At 46.5% G+C, this 15490-nt stretch carries 15 protein-coding genes; 8 read left to right on the top strand and 7 right to left on the bottom strand.

Annotated features, from left to right (window positions below; genetic code table 11):
* The first annotated feature begins 35 nt into the window (after nt 1–35).
* From GV030_RS07115 to GV030_RS07145, 7 genes are all read left to right on the top strand, one after another.
* Nucleotides 36–1268 (top strand): HD domain-containing protein, encoded by a 1233-nt coding sequence (locus GV030_RS07115; RefSeq protein ID WP_159581225.1) that lies wholly within the window; start codon nt 36–38, stop codon nt 1266–1268.
* Nucleotides 1269–1291: 23 nt separating this feature from the next.
* Nucleotides 1292–2338, top strand: a complete 1047-nt coding sequence (gene lpxD, locus GV030_RS07120; RefSeq protein WP_159581227.1) for a UDP-3-O-(3-hydroxymyristoyl)glucosamine N-acyltransferase — start codon at nt 1292–1294, stop codon at nt 2336–2338.
* Nucleotides 2335–3729: a bifunctional UDP-3-O-[3-hydroxymyristoyl] N-acetylglucosamine deacetylase/3-hydroxyacyl-ACP dehydratase gene (locus GV030_RS07125; RefSeq protein ID WP_159581229.1), complete on the top strand. Its 1395-nt coding sequence runs from the start codon at nt 2335–2337 to the stop codon at nt 3727–3729. Before lpxD ends, GV030_RS07125 begins: the two co-directional genes overlap by 4 nt.
* Complete coding sequence (lpxA, locus tag GV030_RS07130; protein ID WP_159581231.1) at nt 3726–4508, top strand: acyl-ACP--UDP-N-acetylglucosamine O-acyltransferase; 783 nt, start codon at nt 3726–3728, stop codon at nt 4506–4508. The genes GV030_RS07125 and lpxA overlap by 4 nt, the downstream gene beginning before the upstream one ends.
* A gap of 3 nt (nt 4509–4511) precedes the next feature.
* A complete protein-coding gene (locus GV030_RS07135; protein WP_159581233.1) occupies nt 4512–5111 on the top strand; it encodes an ABC transporter ATP-binding protein in 600 nt (199 codons plus the stop codon).
* Between the two features lie 263 nt (nt 5112–5374).
* Nucleotides 5375–5746 (top strand): hypothetical protein, encoded by a 372-nt coding sequence (locus tag GV030_RS07140; RefSeq protein WP_159581235.1) that lies wholly within the window; start codon nt 5375–5377, stop codon nt 5744–5746.
* Between the two features lie 54 nt (nt 5747–5800).
* Nucleotides 5801–6298 (top strand): hypothetical protein, encoded by a 498-nt coding sequence (locus GV030_RS07145; protein WP_159581237.1) that lies wholly within the window; start codon nt 5801–5803, stop codon nt 6296–6298.
* Between the two features lie 2 nt (nt 6299–6300).
* Here the strand turns inward: GV030_RS07145 and GV030_RS07150 are convergent, their stop codons facing one another.
* The 4 genes from GV030_RS07150 to hppD are packed head-to-tail and all read right to left on the bottom strand — an operon-like array spanning nt 6301 to nt 8786.
* The gene (locus GV030_RS07150) at nt 6301–6570 is read right to left on the bottom strand and encodes an acylphosphatase (RefSeq protein WP_159581239.1); all 270 of its coding nucleotides are present in this window, start codon (nt 6568–6570) and stop codon (nt 6301–6303) included.
* Between the two features lie 3 nt (nt 6571–6573).
* Nucleotides 6574–7224, bottom strand: coding sequence for a deoxyribose-phosphate aldolase (gene deoC, locus GV030_RS07155; protein WP_159581241.1), 651 nt, complete (start codon nt 7222–7224; stop codon nt 6574–6576).
* A gap of 13 nt (nt 7225–7237) precedes the next feature.
* A complete protein-coding gene (locus GV030_RS07160; protein WP_159581243.1) occupies nt 7238–7606 on the bottom strand; it encodes a hypothetical protein in 369 nt (122 codons plus the stop codon).
* A gap of 49 nt (nt 7607–7655) precedes the next feature.
* Nucleotides 7656–8786 carry a 4-hydroxyphenylpyruvate dioxygenase gene (hppD, locus tag GV030_RS07165; protein WP_159581245.1) on the bottom strand — a complete coding sequence of 377 codons (1131 nt, stop codon included), beginning with the start codon at nt 8784–8786 and terminating at the stop codon, nt 7656–7658.
* A gap of 134 nt (nt 8787–8920) precedes the next feature.
* Here hppD and GV030_RS07170 point away from each other — a divergent pair, with 134 nt between their 5' ends.
* Nucleotides 8921–9499, top strand: a complete 579-nt coding sequence (locus tag GV030_RS07170) for a hypothetical protein (protein WP_159581247.1) — start codon at nt 8921–8923, stop codon at nt 9497–9499.
* Here GV030_RS07170 and GV030_RS07175 read toward each other — a convergent pair whose 3' ends face one another.
* From GV030_RS07175 to galB, 3 genes are all read right to left on the bottom strand, one after another.
* Nucleotides 9500–10474, bottom strand: a complete 975-nt coding sequence (locus GV030_RS07175) for a deoxyhypusine synthase family protein (RefSeq protein ID WP_159581249.1) — start codon at nt 10472–10474, stop codon at nt 9500–9502.
* 154 nt (nt 10475–10628) lie between these two features.
* Nucleotides 10629–13001, bottom strand: coding sequence for a TIM-barrel domain-containing protein (locus GV030_RS07180; RefSeq protein ID WP_159581251.1), 2373 nt, complete (start codon nt 12999–13001; stop codon nt 10629–10631).
* A gap of 58 nt (nt 13002–13059) precedes the next feature.
* Nucleotides 13060–15480, bottom strand: a complete 2421-nt coding sequence (galB, locus tag GV030_RS07185) for a beta-galactosidase GalB (RefSeq protein ID WP_159581253.1) — start codon at nt 15478–15480, stop codon at nt 13060–13062.
* Nucleotides 15481–15490: the final 10 nt, after the last annotated feature.

The raw sequence follows: 15490 nt of genomic DNA on the forward strand, positions 1-15490 counted from the left end.
ACGTAAGTGAACAAATATCAAACCGCTTTTTCAATTTGAACAAAAAGAAAATTTTAAACGATCCCGTGTACGGGTTTATCAATATACCCAACGAACTGGTCTTTGATATTATTGAACACACATATTTTCAAAGATTGCGTAGGATCAAACAACTCGGTCTCACAGACTTTGTTTATCCGGGTGCTTTGCATACCAGGTTTCACCATGCCATAGGGGCTACCTACCTCATGCAAAAAACCCTTGACACCCTACGTAGCAAAGGGGTCATGATCTTTGATGCAGAGTATGAAGCTGCGCTGGTGGCCATCCTTTTGCATGATGTTGGGCACGGGCCGTTCTCTCACACCCTGGAGTTCAGTTTATTTAAAGACGTGCAGCATGAGCAGATTTCGCTTTGGATTTTTGATAAACTCAATAAAGAATTTGGCGGCCGACTGGAGTTGGCCAAGCAGATTTTTACGGGAAAATATCATCGGAAATTTCTTCATCAGCTGGTCTCCAGCCAGCTGGACGTGGACCGGCTGGACTACCTGAAGCGCGATAGTTTCTTTACCGGGGTGTACGAGGGCACCATAGGTGCGGAGCGGATCATCAAAATGCTGAACGTCGAAAACGATCAGTTGGTAGTAGAAGAAAAAGGGATTTACAGCATCGAAAACTTCCTCAGTGCCCGTCGCCTGATGTATTGGCAGGTGTACCTTCACAAAACGGCTGTTTCGGCAGAGGCCATGCTCATCTCGCTGATTAAGCGTGCTAAGAAACTCACTCAAAGTGGGAAAGATATTCCCGCAACGCCTGCCTTCAGGATTTTTCTGGAGCGCAACATCACCCAGCAGGAGTTCTTCGACGATAAAGACCTCCTGGATGTATTTGCCATGCTGGACGACATGGATGTGTGGGGCTCCATCAAAATGTGGCAGTCTCATGATGACGTGGTGTTGAGCAAACTAAGCAATGATCTGCTCAACCGCAGGCTTTTCGGCATTCGGCTGTCCAATGACAAATTCAGCTCAGAGCAAATCGATCAGGTCCTGCAGCAATTACTCGCACAGGGCTACTCTGCCCAGGAGGCTAAGTATTTTATCCAAAAGGGCTCCATCAGTAATGCAGCCTATATTGCCAAAGGCGGCAGCATCAATATCCTGATGAAGAGTGGAGAGGTAGTGGACGTGGCTCAGGCTACCGATCTACCCAACATCAAAGCCATGAGCAAAATCGTGAAGAAATACTATCTCTGCTTCCCCAAAAACCTATCTTTACCCGTCTGAACGCCAGGTGTAAAACCACACTTATGAATTTAACGGTAGGTCAAATTGCGGAGATATTGAATGGAGAAGTAGCCGGCGATCCGAATATCCTTATTCTGGGCATTTCTAGTCTGGAGGACGCTCAGTGCGATTCTGTTTCTTTTTTGGCCAACCCCAAATATGAACAGCATTTATATAATACACATGCTGCCGCGGTGATTGTAGGCGTGGATTTTGTACCCAAGCAATCGACTAAAACAGTCCTCATCAGGGTGAATGATCCCTATCTGAGTTTCACTGCGCTGCAGGCAGAGTACCAACGACTCACTATCCTGAAGAAGACCGGAATAGAGGCTCCTGTACATTTGGGAACAGACTTCTCACATTCTGATGGGCTTTATCTCGGTGCATTTGCCTACATAGGCGACCATGTCACCATCGGGAAGAATGTGAAAATACACCCTCAGGTATACATTGGGGACCATTGCACCATAGGTGATCACACGATCATCTATCCCGGAGCTAAGATCTACGAAAGAACCATCATCGGAGCTTATTGCAACATTCAGGCAGGGGCGGTCATTGGTTCACACGGGTTTGGATTTGCCCCCAAGCCGGATGGCTCCTATCAAAACATCCCGCAAACTGGAAATGCGGAGCTGGGCAACCATGTAGATATCGGGGCCAATACCACCATTGACTGTGCTACCCTCGGCACCACCCGCATTGGGGATGGGGTGAAAATCGACAACCTTGTACAGATTGCCCACAATGTGGAAATAGGAAAGCATACGGTGATTGCTGCCCAAACAGGCATTTCAGGTTCTGCCAAGGTGGGCAAGCACGTGATGATCGGTGGGCAGGTAGGTACGGTGGGGCACATTCACATAGCCGATCATACCAAAGTCGGCGCCCGATCGGGGGTTACCAAAAGCACCAAATCTGATCAAATTCTGTTTGGTGTGCCAGCCATGGATCGTCATGGGTACCTGAAATCATACGCCATTTACAAAAAGCTTCCAGAGCTGATGGCGTGCATTCAGGAACTTGAGCAAAAAATCCTAAATTTGACCCCCAACAGCCCAAAATGAAAGTTTACCAACAGACCATCAGGAAGCCAATAACCCTCTCAGGAGTGGGACTACATACAGGTATGGCGGCAAACATTACGTTCAAACCTGCCCGACCCAACCATGGCATCAAGTTTCAACGTACGGACCTCAAAGACCAACCCATCATAGAAGCGGATGTGGACTATGTGATTGATGTGAACCGAGGAACAACGCTGGAAAAAGATGGAGCAAGGGTTCAAACCATAGAGCATGTACTTGCGGCATTGGTGGGAATGGAAATAGACAATATCCTGATCCAGTTGGACAGTCAGGAGACACCGATCATGGATGGAAGTGCCGGTCCTTTCGTGGACGCCTTCCTCAAAGTGGGGATCGAAGAGCAAAACGCCCAGCGTAACTTTTATGAAATCCCGGAAAGCATCTTTTATCAGGACAAAAGTCTGGGAGTGGAGATTGCCGCACTTCCGCTGGATGATTACCGCGTGACTGTGATGGTAGACTACAGCTCCAAAGTACTGGGGAGCCAGCATGCTTCCCTCAATAAGCTCGAAGATTTTCAAAATGACATTGCCAGGAGCCGCACGTTCTGCTTTCTTCACGAAATAGAAGAACTCTACAAAAACGACCTGATCAAAGGGGGCGACCTCAGTAATGCTGTGGTGGTAGTGGATAGAAAGGTGAGACCAGAAGAAGTCGCTAAGCTCAGCAAACTACTGAACAAACCAAAGATTGATTTTTATGGCGAGGGCATTCTCAATGACGAGAAACTCCTCTACCCCAACGAACCAGCCAGGCACAAACTACTGGATGTACTGGGAGATCTGGCACTGGTGGGCAGGCCCATCAAAGCGCAGATACTGGCAGCCAGACCAGGTCACACTACCAACGTGGCCTTTGCCAGAAAGCTCAAAAAAATCATGAGTGAGGCCAGCCACATTCACATTCCCCAGTACGATCCTAAGGTACCGGCTGTTCTGGACATCAATAAGATCTCCAAAATACTGCCCCACCGATATCCTTTCCTGTTGATAGATAAGATTTTTCACCTGGACGATGAGCAGGTGGCTGGCATCAAAAATGTGACCATGAACGAGCCTTTCTTTGCAGGTCACTTTCCGGGAAACCCGGTAATGCCAGGTGTACTCCAGGTGGAGGCCATGGCCCAGATTGGTGGTATCCTGGTACTCAATACGGTACCAGACCCTGAAAACTATTGGACCTACTTTTTGGGGATCGAAAACTTCAAATTCAGGAAAATGGTGGTGCCTGGAGATACACTGGTGATGAAGCTCGAGCTCATGCAGCCCATCAGAAGGGGATTTGCGAAAATGAAAGGTGTGGCATATGTGGGTAACAACCTGGTGTGTGAAGGAATCATGACTGCCAGCATTGTAAGAAAAGATGTATGACGAGTACGCTTTCATACATTCATCCTCAGGCTCAAATAGCTGAAAATGTAACCATTGAAGCCTTTTGCTCTATCGCTGCAGATGTGGTGATTGGAGAAGGTACCTGGATTGGTCCCAACTCTACCATCATGGATGGCGCCCGAATTGGGAAAAACTGTCGCATATTTCCCGGTGCCGTGATCTCCGCCGAACCCCAGGACCTTAAGTATAAAGGTGAGCGATCAACTGCCACCATTGGTGACGATACCATCATCAGAGAGTGCGTGACCATCAATAAGGGAACCAGGCTTGATAGAAATGACACCAAAATTGGCAGAAACTGCGTGCTGATGGCCTACACACATGTGGCCCATGACTGTATCATTAGAGATCACGTTATTCTAGCCAATGCCGTGCAAATGGCCGGGCATGTACACATCGGTGAGTATGCTTTTGTTGGGGGCACCACAGCCATCCACCAGTTTGTGAAAATCGGTGCCCATACCATGATATCCGGTGGCTCGCTGGTGAGAAAAGATGTACCACCCTATGTAACTGCCGCCCGCGATCCCCTCTCATATGCCGGAGTGAATTCCACTGGGCTCAGAAGGCGGGCTTTCTCCAACGATAAAATCAGAGAAATACAGGATATCTATCGAATCTTTTACCTTAGCGGCCTCAACAATACTGAGGCACTTGACAAAATCAAAATGGAGTTGAATCCTTCCGTGGAGCGGGATGACATCATCAAATTCATTGAAGACTCCAACCGTGGTATGATGCGGGGAAATAAAGATTAGCAGATGAAGATCACGCTCACTGACCTTGGTAAAAAATATAACCGCGAATGGGTTTTCCGGCACCTCAACTTTGAGATCAATCCCGGAGATACTATCGCCATCACAGGACACAATGGATCTGGAAAATCCACGCTACTGAAAGTATTGGGTGGCTATCTTACGCCTTCTCAAGGCAAGGTGACCTACGGAGACAACAGGGAGCATATTCAGACACAATTTAGTTTTGCTGCTCCCTACCTCAACCTTCTGGAAGAATTCACACTGAAGGAGCACCTGGCTTTTCATAGTAAATTCAAAAAAGCCCTGTGTCCACATGAAGAGATGCTCTCACTGAGCAACCTCACCGGTGCTGAGGACAAGTTGGTCAAAGATTTCTCCTCAGGCATGAAGCAACGCTTGAGACTGGTGCTGGCCTTTTTTTACGAATCCTCCCTTCTGCTCCTGGACGAGCCCACTTCCAACCTCGATCAGGATGGTACGGACTGGTACCTCTCCATGCTTCAGAAAGTTTCCGATGAACAAACCATGATCATCGCTTCCAATCAACCACAGGAATATGCTGGCGCCAATCAAATCATTTCCATAGAAAATTTCAAGCAATGACAATAAAGGATACCCTGAGGCGTTTGACTCTCAGTATCCAACCTACCGGGTAAGATAATTCTCCAATATTCTTCTGGGTAAAGTGATATAAAATTCTTATTTTTCAATAATTTGCAACTGTCTTAACTAAATTTGACAAAAATCACTCTATGAAAAGAATCACTCAACTACTAACTGCCTTAGTATTTTGTTCTTTAATTGTTTTCGTTTCTTGCAAAAAGAAGAAGAAGTCTGAAAAGGACGATCCAAGAGATGCTGTGGGAATGGCATTATCTAAAACATGGTCGCCTACTTCTGTGACCAAGGATACCGAAAATCGCACCGAGTGGGATGGTTTCACCATTGGATTCACCTACAATTCAGAAACTGACATTGGCGGCTACTCTGTAAGCGGAGTTCCTTCTAACGAAGGTGCCAGCGATGTTTGGGGTTCTGGTTTGAGTTGGACATTTGATGGAGAAGACGAGTCTGCTGACACTGGAACTATCCTGAGAAGTGATGGAGTTACAGTGCAAGCTACTCTTGACAATCCGGACGCGCCTACTACGTTAACGCTCTCATTCACCATTACTGACGCCAGCGCAAGAGCGGCAGGCTTTAACGGTGCGTGGATCTTTACCCTAGCGGCAAACTAATTAAAAACATATTCAATATCTTTGGGGAGTGGTTTTTGACCATTCCCTTTTTTTATGCTTTACCAGGACAAATACTTCGATCAGGACAAGAATTCGATACTCAGGGCGGCCCAGGGGTTCGTGGAACCGCAGCTCTTGCAGCGTTGGGTTGAAATTGCTTTTGATAGTTATATGGCGCTGGAAAATCCAATGGGTCTGGTAGATGATTTCATTCTTCGACTCAAAAGCATAGAAAAATACGATACCTCCCTGCTCGAAGAGCTTTATGAAATTCTGGCTGCCATTTATCGATACGAAAAAGGGAATAATCAGCTGGAAATCATATGGGACGGTCGTAGCCACTACGAAGTGTACGCCGAAAACTGGTCCGAAAGCTTTGAAAAATGGGTTCAGTATTTCTGTACACAGCCGGAAATCTATCGAGCCATTCTGAAAGCCTGTATTCTGCAGCAAGGCACCAACACCAAGTTTCTCTATTACGGAATGCGTAAAACCATTCTGGGGCACTTCAACCTGCGCATTACCAGAAATAAGACCCTAAAAACTGCCTGAGTTTAGCGTTGTCTGATCTCGAATGTAGGATAATCCTCATCGGGAGCTTCCCATGACTCCACCCGATTGACCACCGCAAATTGGGGGCCCTCTTTGCTCCATTCCAGTAATTCCGCCAGCTTTTTGTAATCCCCTTCGGCATGTATTAGCACAGAGCCTTCCACCTCATTCTGAACCCAGCCTTTTAGTTTCAGATCATCAGCCAGATTCTTGGTAGAAGCCCTGAAAAAGACTCCTTGTACCTTTCCAAAACACCTGATTTCTAAAGCCATAGGTTAGTTCATTAAAATATCTCTGGCACTCGAAGTACCAATCCTGTCTGCTCCGGCAGCCAAAAGTTTCTCCACCTGAGTCCTTGTTTTGATGCCCGCAGAGGCCTTAATCCCCACACTGGAGGGAAGCGTACCCCTCAAAAGCGTAATGTGCTCTACTGTAGCCTCTCCGCCTTTGGCAAACCCAGTGGAGGTCTTCACGAAATCCACCCCAGCATCCGCACAAAGTCTTGCTGCTCTACAGATTTCTTCATCGCTCAAGTAGGCTACTTCTATAATCACCTTGAGTAAGGCCTCATGTTCATGCGCCAGTTTGGACATCTTCGCAAACTCCACTTTCGGCCAGGGCATCCCATCTTTGAACGCCGAAACATTCATGACCAGATCAAGTTCATTGGCACCATCTCGCAGAGCCAAACGAGCCTCTTCTATTTTAGTTTCGGTCATCTGATAACCCAGAGGAAATCCTATAACGGTCACCAGCTGCAGATCTGCGCTTGCAATTTCGCGGGAAGCCCGCTTCACCCAGAAAGGAGGAACACACACGCCCAAAACCTGCAAGTCCTTAGCTTCGCTTACCAAAAAATCCACTTCCTTGCCAGTTATCTGTGGATTGAGATTGGTGGATTCTATGAATCGGGCCAGTTGGTTCATTTCGTAGGTTAGCTTAGTGCGTCAATCCGCACTCTTTACAGAATTTCTTCTTGCCATTTGGGCGCTTTTTCGGAGGCTTTTTGTGTCCAAAATAGAGCGGATCAGAGTATTGCGGCTTGGCCGCCTTCTTCTCCATCTTCGCCTTCTTTCGGGTAGTGTTGGCGATCCGCTTTCTGAATTCGGCCACCTCCTCCGCTCCTGTCAACTGACGATCTTTCTTTTTAAAAACCCTAAAAAGAAAAAACTGCTTTTTAGCCTTCTTGGACGACTGGTACCTGGCAGATGGAGGCTTGGGAGCATTCACATCCCGGGTAGACTGGCTAAAGCCGCATACCACCAATCCAAAAATGAAAAACGAAAAAATGACTACCTTATAAATCATACACCAATTGGGGTCTTTCCGCTCAAAACGAAAAAACCCCACTATATTATTATAATGTTCCTCTAATTTCCTGCTCTCTCTCTATCGCCTCGAAAAGCGCCTTGAAGTTGCCCTTACCAAAAGACTTAGCCCCTTTTCTCTGAATGATTTCAAAAAACATGGTCGGCCTTGGCTCTATCGGCTTGGTAAAAATCTGAAGCAGGTAACCCTCATCATCACGATCCACCAATATTCCCAGGTCACGCAAAGGGCTCAACTCCTCATCTATTTCTCCTACTCTGTCCAGCAAATCTTCATAATACACTGCCGGAACTCTCAAGAACTCAACCCCACGGTCTCTCAGGGCCGTGACCGTCTCGATGATATTGTCCGTAGCCACTGCGATGTGCTGAATACCCGATCCTTCGTAAAAATCCAGGTATTCCTCAATTTGGGACTTCTTCTTACCCTCAGCAGGTTCGTTGATTGGAAACTTAATCCGGCCATTTCCATTGCTCATCACTTTACTCATGAGGGCCGTATACTCTGTGGAAATGTCCTTATCGTCAAACGATACCAGCTGAGAAAATCCCATTACCTCTGCGTAAAATTTTACCCAGGTGTTCATCTCTCCCCAGCCTACATTGCCCACCATATGATCTACGTATTTCAGACCTATAGGAGCAGGCTGATAGTCCGTTTTCCACTCTACATACCCGGGAAGAAACACCCCGTGGTAATTTTTTCGCTCCACAAACATATGCACCGTTTCGCCATAGGTGTATATTCCTGCTTTTACCACTTCACCGTGTTCATCCTTTTCCACCACGGGCTCCATATAAGATTTGGCACCTCTGGCAGTCGTCTCTTCATAAGATTTGCGGGCATCATCTACCCATAGTGCTACTATTTTCACACCATCACCATGCTGATCAATATGCCTGCCGATATCAGTGCCTGATTTCAGGGGTGAGGTAAGCACCAATCGGATTTTATCCTGTACAAGCACATAAGATTCCCGATCCTTGAGACCAGTTTGCAGGCCTGCATACGCCAGGTCCTGAAAGCCGAAGGCCGTCTTATAGTAATGTGACGCCTGCTTGCAATTACCGACATAGATTTCCAGGTAGTCTGTGCCGTTGATTGGTAAAAAATCTGTTTCGTTTGGGGTCATTTTGTTTTGGGTTAATGTTCTTTCCATCACATTGCGTCTTTTTGTTACGAAGTTAGCCGGATTACGGCGCTAATTCAAGTGAATAGAGATTAGGTTTTGTGACATCAAAACTTCAAAAGGGCAATTAAATTGGGCATATTTACGTTTCAGAAAGACTACCGATGAAGCTATTCTTAATTCTCATTTTACTAGCCATTTCCGCACCTTTGCTCGCTCAATCTCCTGTAGAGAGCCAGATGTACGCCAAGATGGATCAGGCCGCCGAATTGATGGAGCAAGGGAAATATGAAGAAGCCAATGAAGTTTATTTATATGTGCTGAAGCATATGACTGCTCTGCCGTCTGATCTGGCTTTTTATTTTGGGAAAAACAGCTACCACCTGGATAAATACAAGCAAAGCATCAACTGGCTGAATAAATATATACAGCTAAAAGGCACACAGGGTCGGTTTTATGATGAAGCTGTGAAATACCTCCAGTATTCAGAAGAAGAATATCTGAAAATAGCCCAGCAAAATACGGCCGATCTAAAATCAGACCTAAGTGGCGAAGACTATGACTGTGGAGGGCTGGAAAAGATGATCTGTCCGGTTTGCAGAGGTCAGGGTGTGGTAATCAAGCAGGGGCCTTTTGACCTGATCTATAAAACCTGCCCCTACTCGGCAGGTGAGCCATATCTCACCTGCGAGGAGTATAATCTTTTCATGAAGGGTCAGCTGGAACCAAAGGATAGTAATTAATTACCAACCTAGTACATAGCCAAAAATCAGTGGAGCCACAATGGTAGCATCTGATTCCACAATGAACTTTGGGGTATCAATATCCAGTTTTCCCCAGGTAATTTTCTCATTAGGAACAGCTCCGCTATACGAACCGTAACTGGTAGTGGAATCTGAAATCTGGCAGAAATAGCTCCAGAAAGGCACATCAGTTTTCTCCAGATCCTGATAGAGCATAGGCACTACGCAGATGGGAAAATCTCCGGCAATACCACCACCAATCTGAAAGAACCCAATACCTTCTGTACCGGCGTTCTCCAGGTACCAATCCGCGAGATAGGTCATATATTCAATCCCCGACTTCATGGTACGTGGGTTCAACTCCCCTTTGACACAGTACGATGCGAAAATATTCCCCATCGTAGAGTCTTCCCAGCCTGGAACTACCATAGGCAGGTTTTTATCCTTGGCAGCGATCATCCAGCTATTCTTAGGGTCAATCTCGTGGTACTCATCCAGCATGCCCGAGTCCAGCAACTTATACATAAACTCATGCGGAAAGTATCTTTCCCCTTTGGCTTCTGCATCTTTCCAAATCTTCACAATGTGCTCCTGGATTCGTCTGAATGCCTCTTCCTCGGGAATACAGGTATCTGTCACCCTATTGAGGCCCTGATCCAGAAGCTCTCGCTCCTGCTCGGGGGTAAGGTCACGATAATGAGGAATTCTTTTGTAATGACTGTGAGCTACAAGGTTCATCACATCCTCCTCCAGGTTGGCACCAGTACACGAGATGATTTGGACCTTGTCCTGCCTGATCATTTCCGAAAGGGAAATCCCCAGTTCACCAGTACTCATTGCCCCTGCCAGTGAGATCAGCATTTTCTTTCCACTTTCCAGGTGGTGCTTATAGCCTTTGGCTGCATCATGGAGAGCCGCCGAATTAAAATGAAGAAAGTGCTTTTCAATAAATGAGGTAATTGGTTTATCAGACATACTTGGGTTCTTTTTTGATTCGGTGCAAAAATAGTGCGGGCAGTCCAAACGATAAATTTTATCTCGATTTTTGCCTCGTAGGATCAAAATAAAAAAAGGGAGTCAGCAACCAACCGACTCCCAGAGAAAACTACTATCCCATTGAACCAAAAAACTACAACGCAGACTTTTTGATGATGTACTTAATTTTATCCTTAAAAGGATCGGTAGTAAGCTTATAATCTTCACCAACCTTGGTCAGGACGATCTCTCCGATAGCATCAGCCTCTGGCGTATACAGGAGCCCTGCCGCTTTACCATTGGTCGAAAATACGCGCAACTCTAAAGTTTTCCAGTCAATCTCTTTGGTCGTTTGAGCCAGCTTGGCATGAGGAAGGATGGTGCCATCTCGAACCAACATCACTATGGGAATCTCTCCCACTTCCATAGTATGCCACCCACCAGGGTATTCCTTTTCCGTCTGATAGTCGATCCACAAACCGGGAGGAAGGTACACCTCACGAGAGGTGCCATTCTCCAGCAATGGGGCCACCAAAATATCTGACCCAAACAAATACTGGTCGTCTACAAGCCATGAGCCCGGATCATCTGGATACTCCACGAAAAGGGCCCGCACCATTGGCAGTCCGTTTTCACTAGAATACTTTGCCTGAGTATAGATATAAGGCATCAACTCGTATCTCATGTTATCAGCAAGTCTGAAGGCATTCATAAAATCCTCCCCATATTCCCAAGGCTCCGTAGGTGGCTCGCCATGACTTCTCACATGTGAGGTGAGCATACCAAAAGGCGTCCATCGACGATAAAGGTCTTCTGGTGTAGTAGTAACAAATCCGCCAATGTCGTGTGACCAAAATGAAAATCCTGACAACCCAAAAGACAAACCACCACGCAAAGTGGCTGCCATGGCTCCATTGGAAGTGGCTGCATCTCCACCCCAATGCACTGGGTATCTCTGACTCCCGGCCCAAGCACTACGCGCCCATATGAATGGATAACCTGTGACCTCTTTGGTGATGTCTGCCACAGCTTTGTTGTACCTAAGTGGATAAAGATTGTGTTCATAGAAGCCTGTTCTACCAGAATGATAAATTCCATTTGCCGGAGCGGCTTCACCAAAATCCACTTTGATGGCTCCTACTCCCTCGCGGAGGAGACTTGCTATTTTATCCTGGTACCAACTCACAGTCTGGGGATTAGATAGGTCCATGACTGCATCTTCATAAGGAATGTTGCCCTTGCCATCCTTCACCGCCAAACCTTTGCTCACCAGTTCATCAAAGAGGGTGTTTTGAGGAGTGAAATAGGGCAACTGCCAAAGGCAAATCTCAAACCCCTGTTTCTTAAAATCGGTGATCATCCGAGGTGCATCAGGAAAGCGATCAGTGGGGAACTGATAATCACAGCGCCAATCTACACCAAACCAGCCTGTGTCAAAATGAATAACGTCTGCCGGGATTTTATTTTTCCTGAGACTGGAAGCTACTTTTTTACCATCCGCTTCTGAGAAATAAGTGATCCGGCTCATCCAAAAACCAAACGACCAAAGCGGAGGCATGGGCGCTTTCCCTGTGAGATCCGTATATTCATCCAGAATGTCCTTCGGCTCACCGATAAAGACAAACAAATCCAATTCGTCATCGCCAATCATCATACTATTGACAGAACTAAAATACTTTCCAAAATCACAGGTGATCGGTGTGGAATGATGCATGAATACTCCATATCCCCTACTGCTCATGTAAAAAGGTACAGGTTTATACATGGTTTCATTCTGCACACCATTGGCATCATCGGTCCATAGAATCACCTTCTGCCCGCGCTTATTGAATTCCTGGAACGACTCTCCACATCCAAAAATTTTCTCTCCCGGTGACAGCCCAAACACCGCATCCATACTTCTGGAGTAGTCTGAGGCTCGTCGCACATACGAAAATGGGGTGACAGGTGTGTAGGTATTCTTCAAATCATCCGTATGGATGGTCTGAGTAAGAAGCTTCCCCTTTTCATCATAGATATAAACATGCCAGGGTTTTTCTGTAATCAGAATGCGCCCAAACTCACTTTTATACTCGTGGCCAGAAGTCGTTTTGCTATACTTCCATGATTTCGTGTCGACAGGAGCAACACCCTCTACCAGCATCAGAGACTCTTCAGGCTTTCTATACTGAGGTCCGGACGTCATCCTGATTCGCACTGTACGAGCTGAAGTAAATTCAATGGAAAAAGGATGCTCCGGAGCTACTGCATACTCGGTGGTGGGGAATTCATTGGCTGATACGGGTACCAGGCGCATTAGCATATTATCAAACGCCTGCCTTGTGGCGAAATTATTCCGAATATACCTCACGGTTCCTTTGCCGGTAGCCGGATCGAAAGAAGTGAGGTCTTCAGCTAGAAAATAAGTGTTTCTCAGGTCGGAAAAGTCCTTGCTGATATCTGGTGGCTCGTTCAAAATACCTGTATTCTGGAGTTGAGCATATCCTGAAAAGGTCAAAAACAGGAGTAGATACTTTAGTGTGTTCATTCTTTAAGCTTTATTAATGTTTAAATTCTTGAGTATGCCCTCAGGGATGGCACATCCTTCATTTGGCGGTGAGGATTTTGATAGTTGCCCCTTTCAGTCCTTCTCCCGAGGCCTGCAGTACTATCTCACCTGGAGATTCAGTACTTTGAACTATTGCCAGGCAAAGCCCGTGAAACGCTTTGCGATAGCTCGCCTTAAATGATTCATGACTCACGGGGTTTCCATTGTCCACCCCTATGATCTTACCGGGACCTTTCAGGTCAAAAGAAATCAAGTTATCGGCATATGGCACCAATTGGCCCTGCTTATCGCTGACAATTACCGTCACAAAAGATAAGTCCTGACAATCCGCAGCAATCTCATTTCGATCTACTTTCAAGGCTATCTGATAAGGTTCATCCGCAGTTTGATTAATTACAGTCAATACTTCACGACCGTCTTTTCTGGAGACAGCCCTCAGTTCTCCCGGTTCAAAGGGTACTCGCCACATCACATGAAACTCCTCGTTCTTTTTGGTTTTCGCTCCCAGCGACTTACCGTTCAGGAAAAGCTCCACCTCATCAGCTTGATTGTAGTAAGCCCAAACATCTACCACCCGATCACTCTCACTCGCAGGGATGGTCCAGGCCGGAAATACATGCAGCATGGGCTCATCTGTCCATTCGCTTTGATACATATAATAACTGTCTTTGGGAAACCCCGCCAAATCCACTAATCCGAAGTAGGAACTTCTGGAGGGCCACTCGTAAGGTGTGGGCTCACCCAGGTAGTCAAAACCTGTCCAGATAAACATCCCAGACATGAAGTCATTCTTTTTAATAATCCGCCAGGTGTCCTCCTGTGTGGAGCCCCAGGGTGTACGCACATGGTCGTAGGCCGAAACTGTATTGCCAGGATTTCCTGATTCGAATTTCTGATCCCAGGCCAACGGCCAAATGCGCACACTATCAGAAGGCATGTCGTAATACCCCCTTGTGGCGAGTGATGAGTTGGTTTCTGTAGCAATGAAAACCTGATCGGGGAAATTCTCAGGAAAATCCTCGTACTGCTCATGGTGGTAATTAAAACCCACCATATCCAGGCCTCCAAACCTGATCAACGGATTATTCGGGCTGGTGTCATTATTTGCTGTGGTAATGGGTCTGGAATCAAGGGAGCGGACGATAGCAGCCAACTCCCGGGCAATCACCCCCCCGGTGCTATCAGAGTGATCATATTGCTCCATGATCTCATTGCCAATACTCCAGGCGATGACACTCGGATGATTGCGATCCCTGCGGATGAAATCGCGCAAGTCACGCTCGTGCCAGTCTGCCCAGTACTGGCTATAGTCGTATTCAGTTTTCTTGATTGACCACATATCAAACATCTCATCCATCACGAGTAGTCCCATCTCATCACAAAGTTGTAGAACCTCCGGTGCAGGGGGATTGTGCGACGTTCTGATAGCGTTGACTCCCATTCCCTGCATGATTTCCAACTGACGCTCCATGGCCCGCTTATTAAATGCCGCGCCGAGTGCTCCCAAGTCATGATGTAGACAGACACCTTTGATTTTAGTGGGTACTCCATTAAGCGAAAAGCCCTTTTGAGAATCAAAATCAAAAAATCTGATCCCAAAGGATGTCTCGTAAACATCCAATACCTTACCATCCGAGATGATGGTGGTAATAGCTCTATACAATTCCGGTGACTCCAAAGACCACAACTGAGGGTTCTCTATGACCATTTCTTGATTTTCCTCGGTCGATGCATCCCTCGGCAACCTCAAAATCCTTTTGGAAGATCCTACTTCGTAACCATTATCATCAACCAACGAGGTACTGAGCTGAAAATCTTGATCTACTGCAGACTGGTTGACTATGCTTGTGGTTACCACTACTTTGGCTTGATGAGCACTTACCTCGGGAGTGACCACATAGGTACCATACTGCGGCACATGTACTGGGTTGGTAGTCACCAGCCGTACATTTCTGTAAATCCCAGAGCCCGAATACCATCTGGAATTAGGCTGCTGACCATTATCAACCTTCACGAGAATTTCATTTTCCTTATCAAATCGCAGGTATGGGGTGAGGTCATACTCAAAGGAGATGTACCCATTGGGGCGAAAGCCCAACAACTTACCGTTGAGCCATACCTGACTCATCTGATAGACACCATCAAACTGAATAAACACTTTTTTGTCACGAGATTCTTCACCTATTTCGAAAGACTTCTTATACCAACCAATACCACCAGGAAGGGCTCCTCCTCCTACACCTGCAGGATGGCTAGGGTCAAAACTCCCCTCAATACACCAGTCGTGTGGTAAGTCGAGATTCCTCCACGGCTGGTTAGAGGAAGAATCTGTTTCAGAAAGGAGAAATTGCCAGTCATGATTAAAATCTTCGACCTTGCGACCTCCTTTTTCCGTATGGCATGACATAACCAGCGTGACCAGTAATGCCAGCCCGCATATTATTTTTATACTCTTCATTCGCTCAATT

Origin of the sequence: Marinoscillum sp. 108 (assembly GCF_902506655.1) — a bacterium.
Taxonomy (GTDB): domain Bacteria; phylum Bacteroidota; class Bacteroidia; order Cytophagales; family Cyclobacteriaceae; genus Marinoscillum; species Marinoscillum luteum.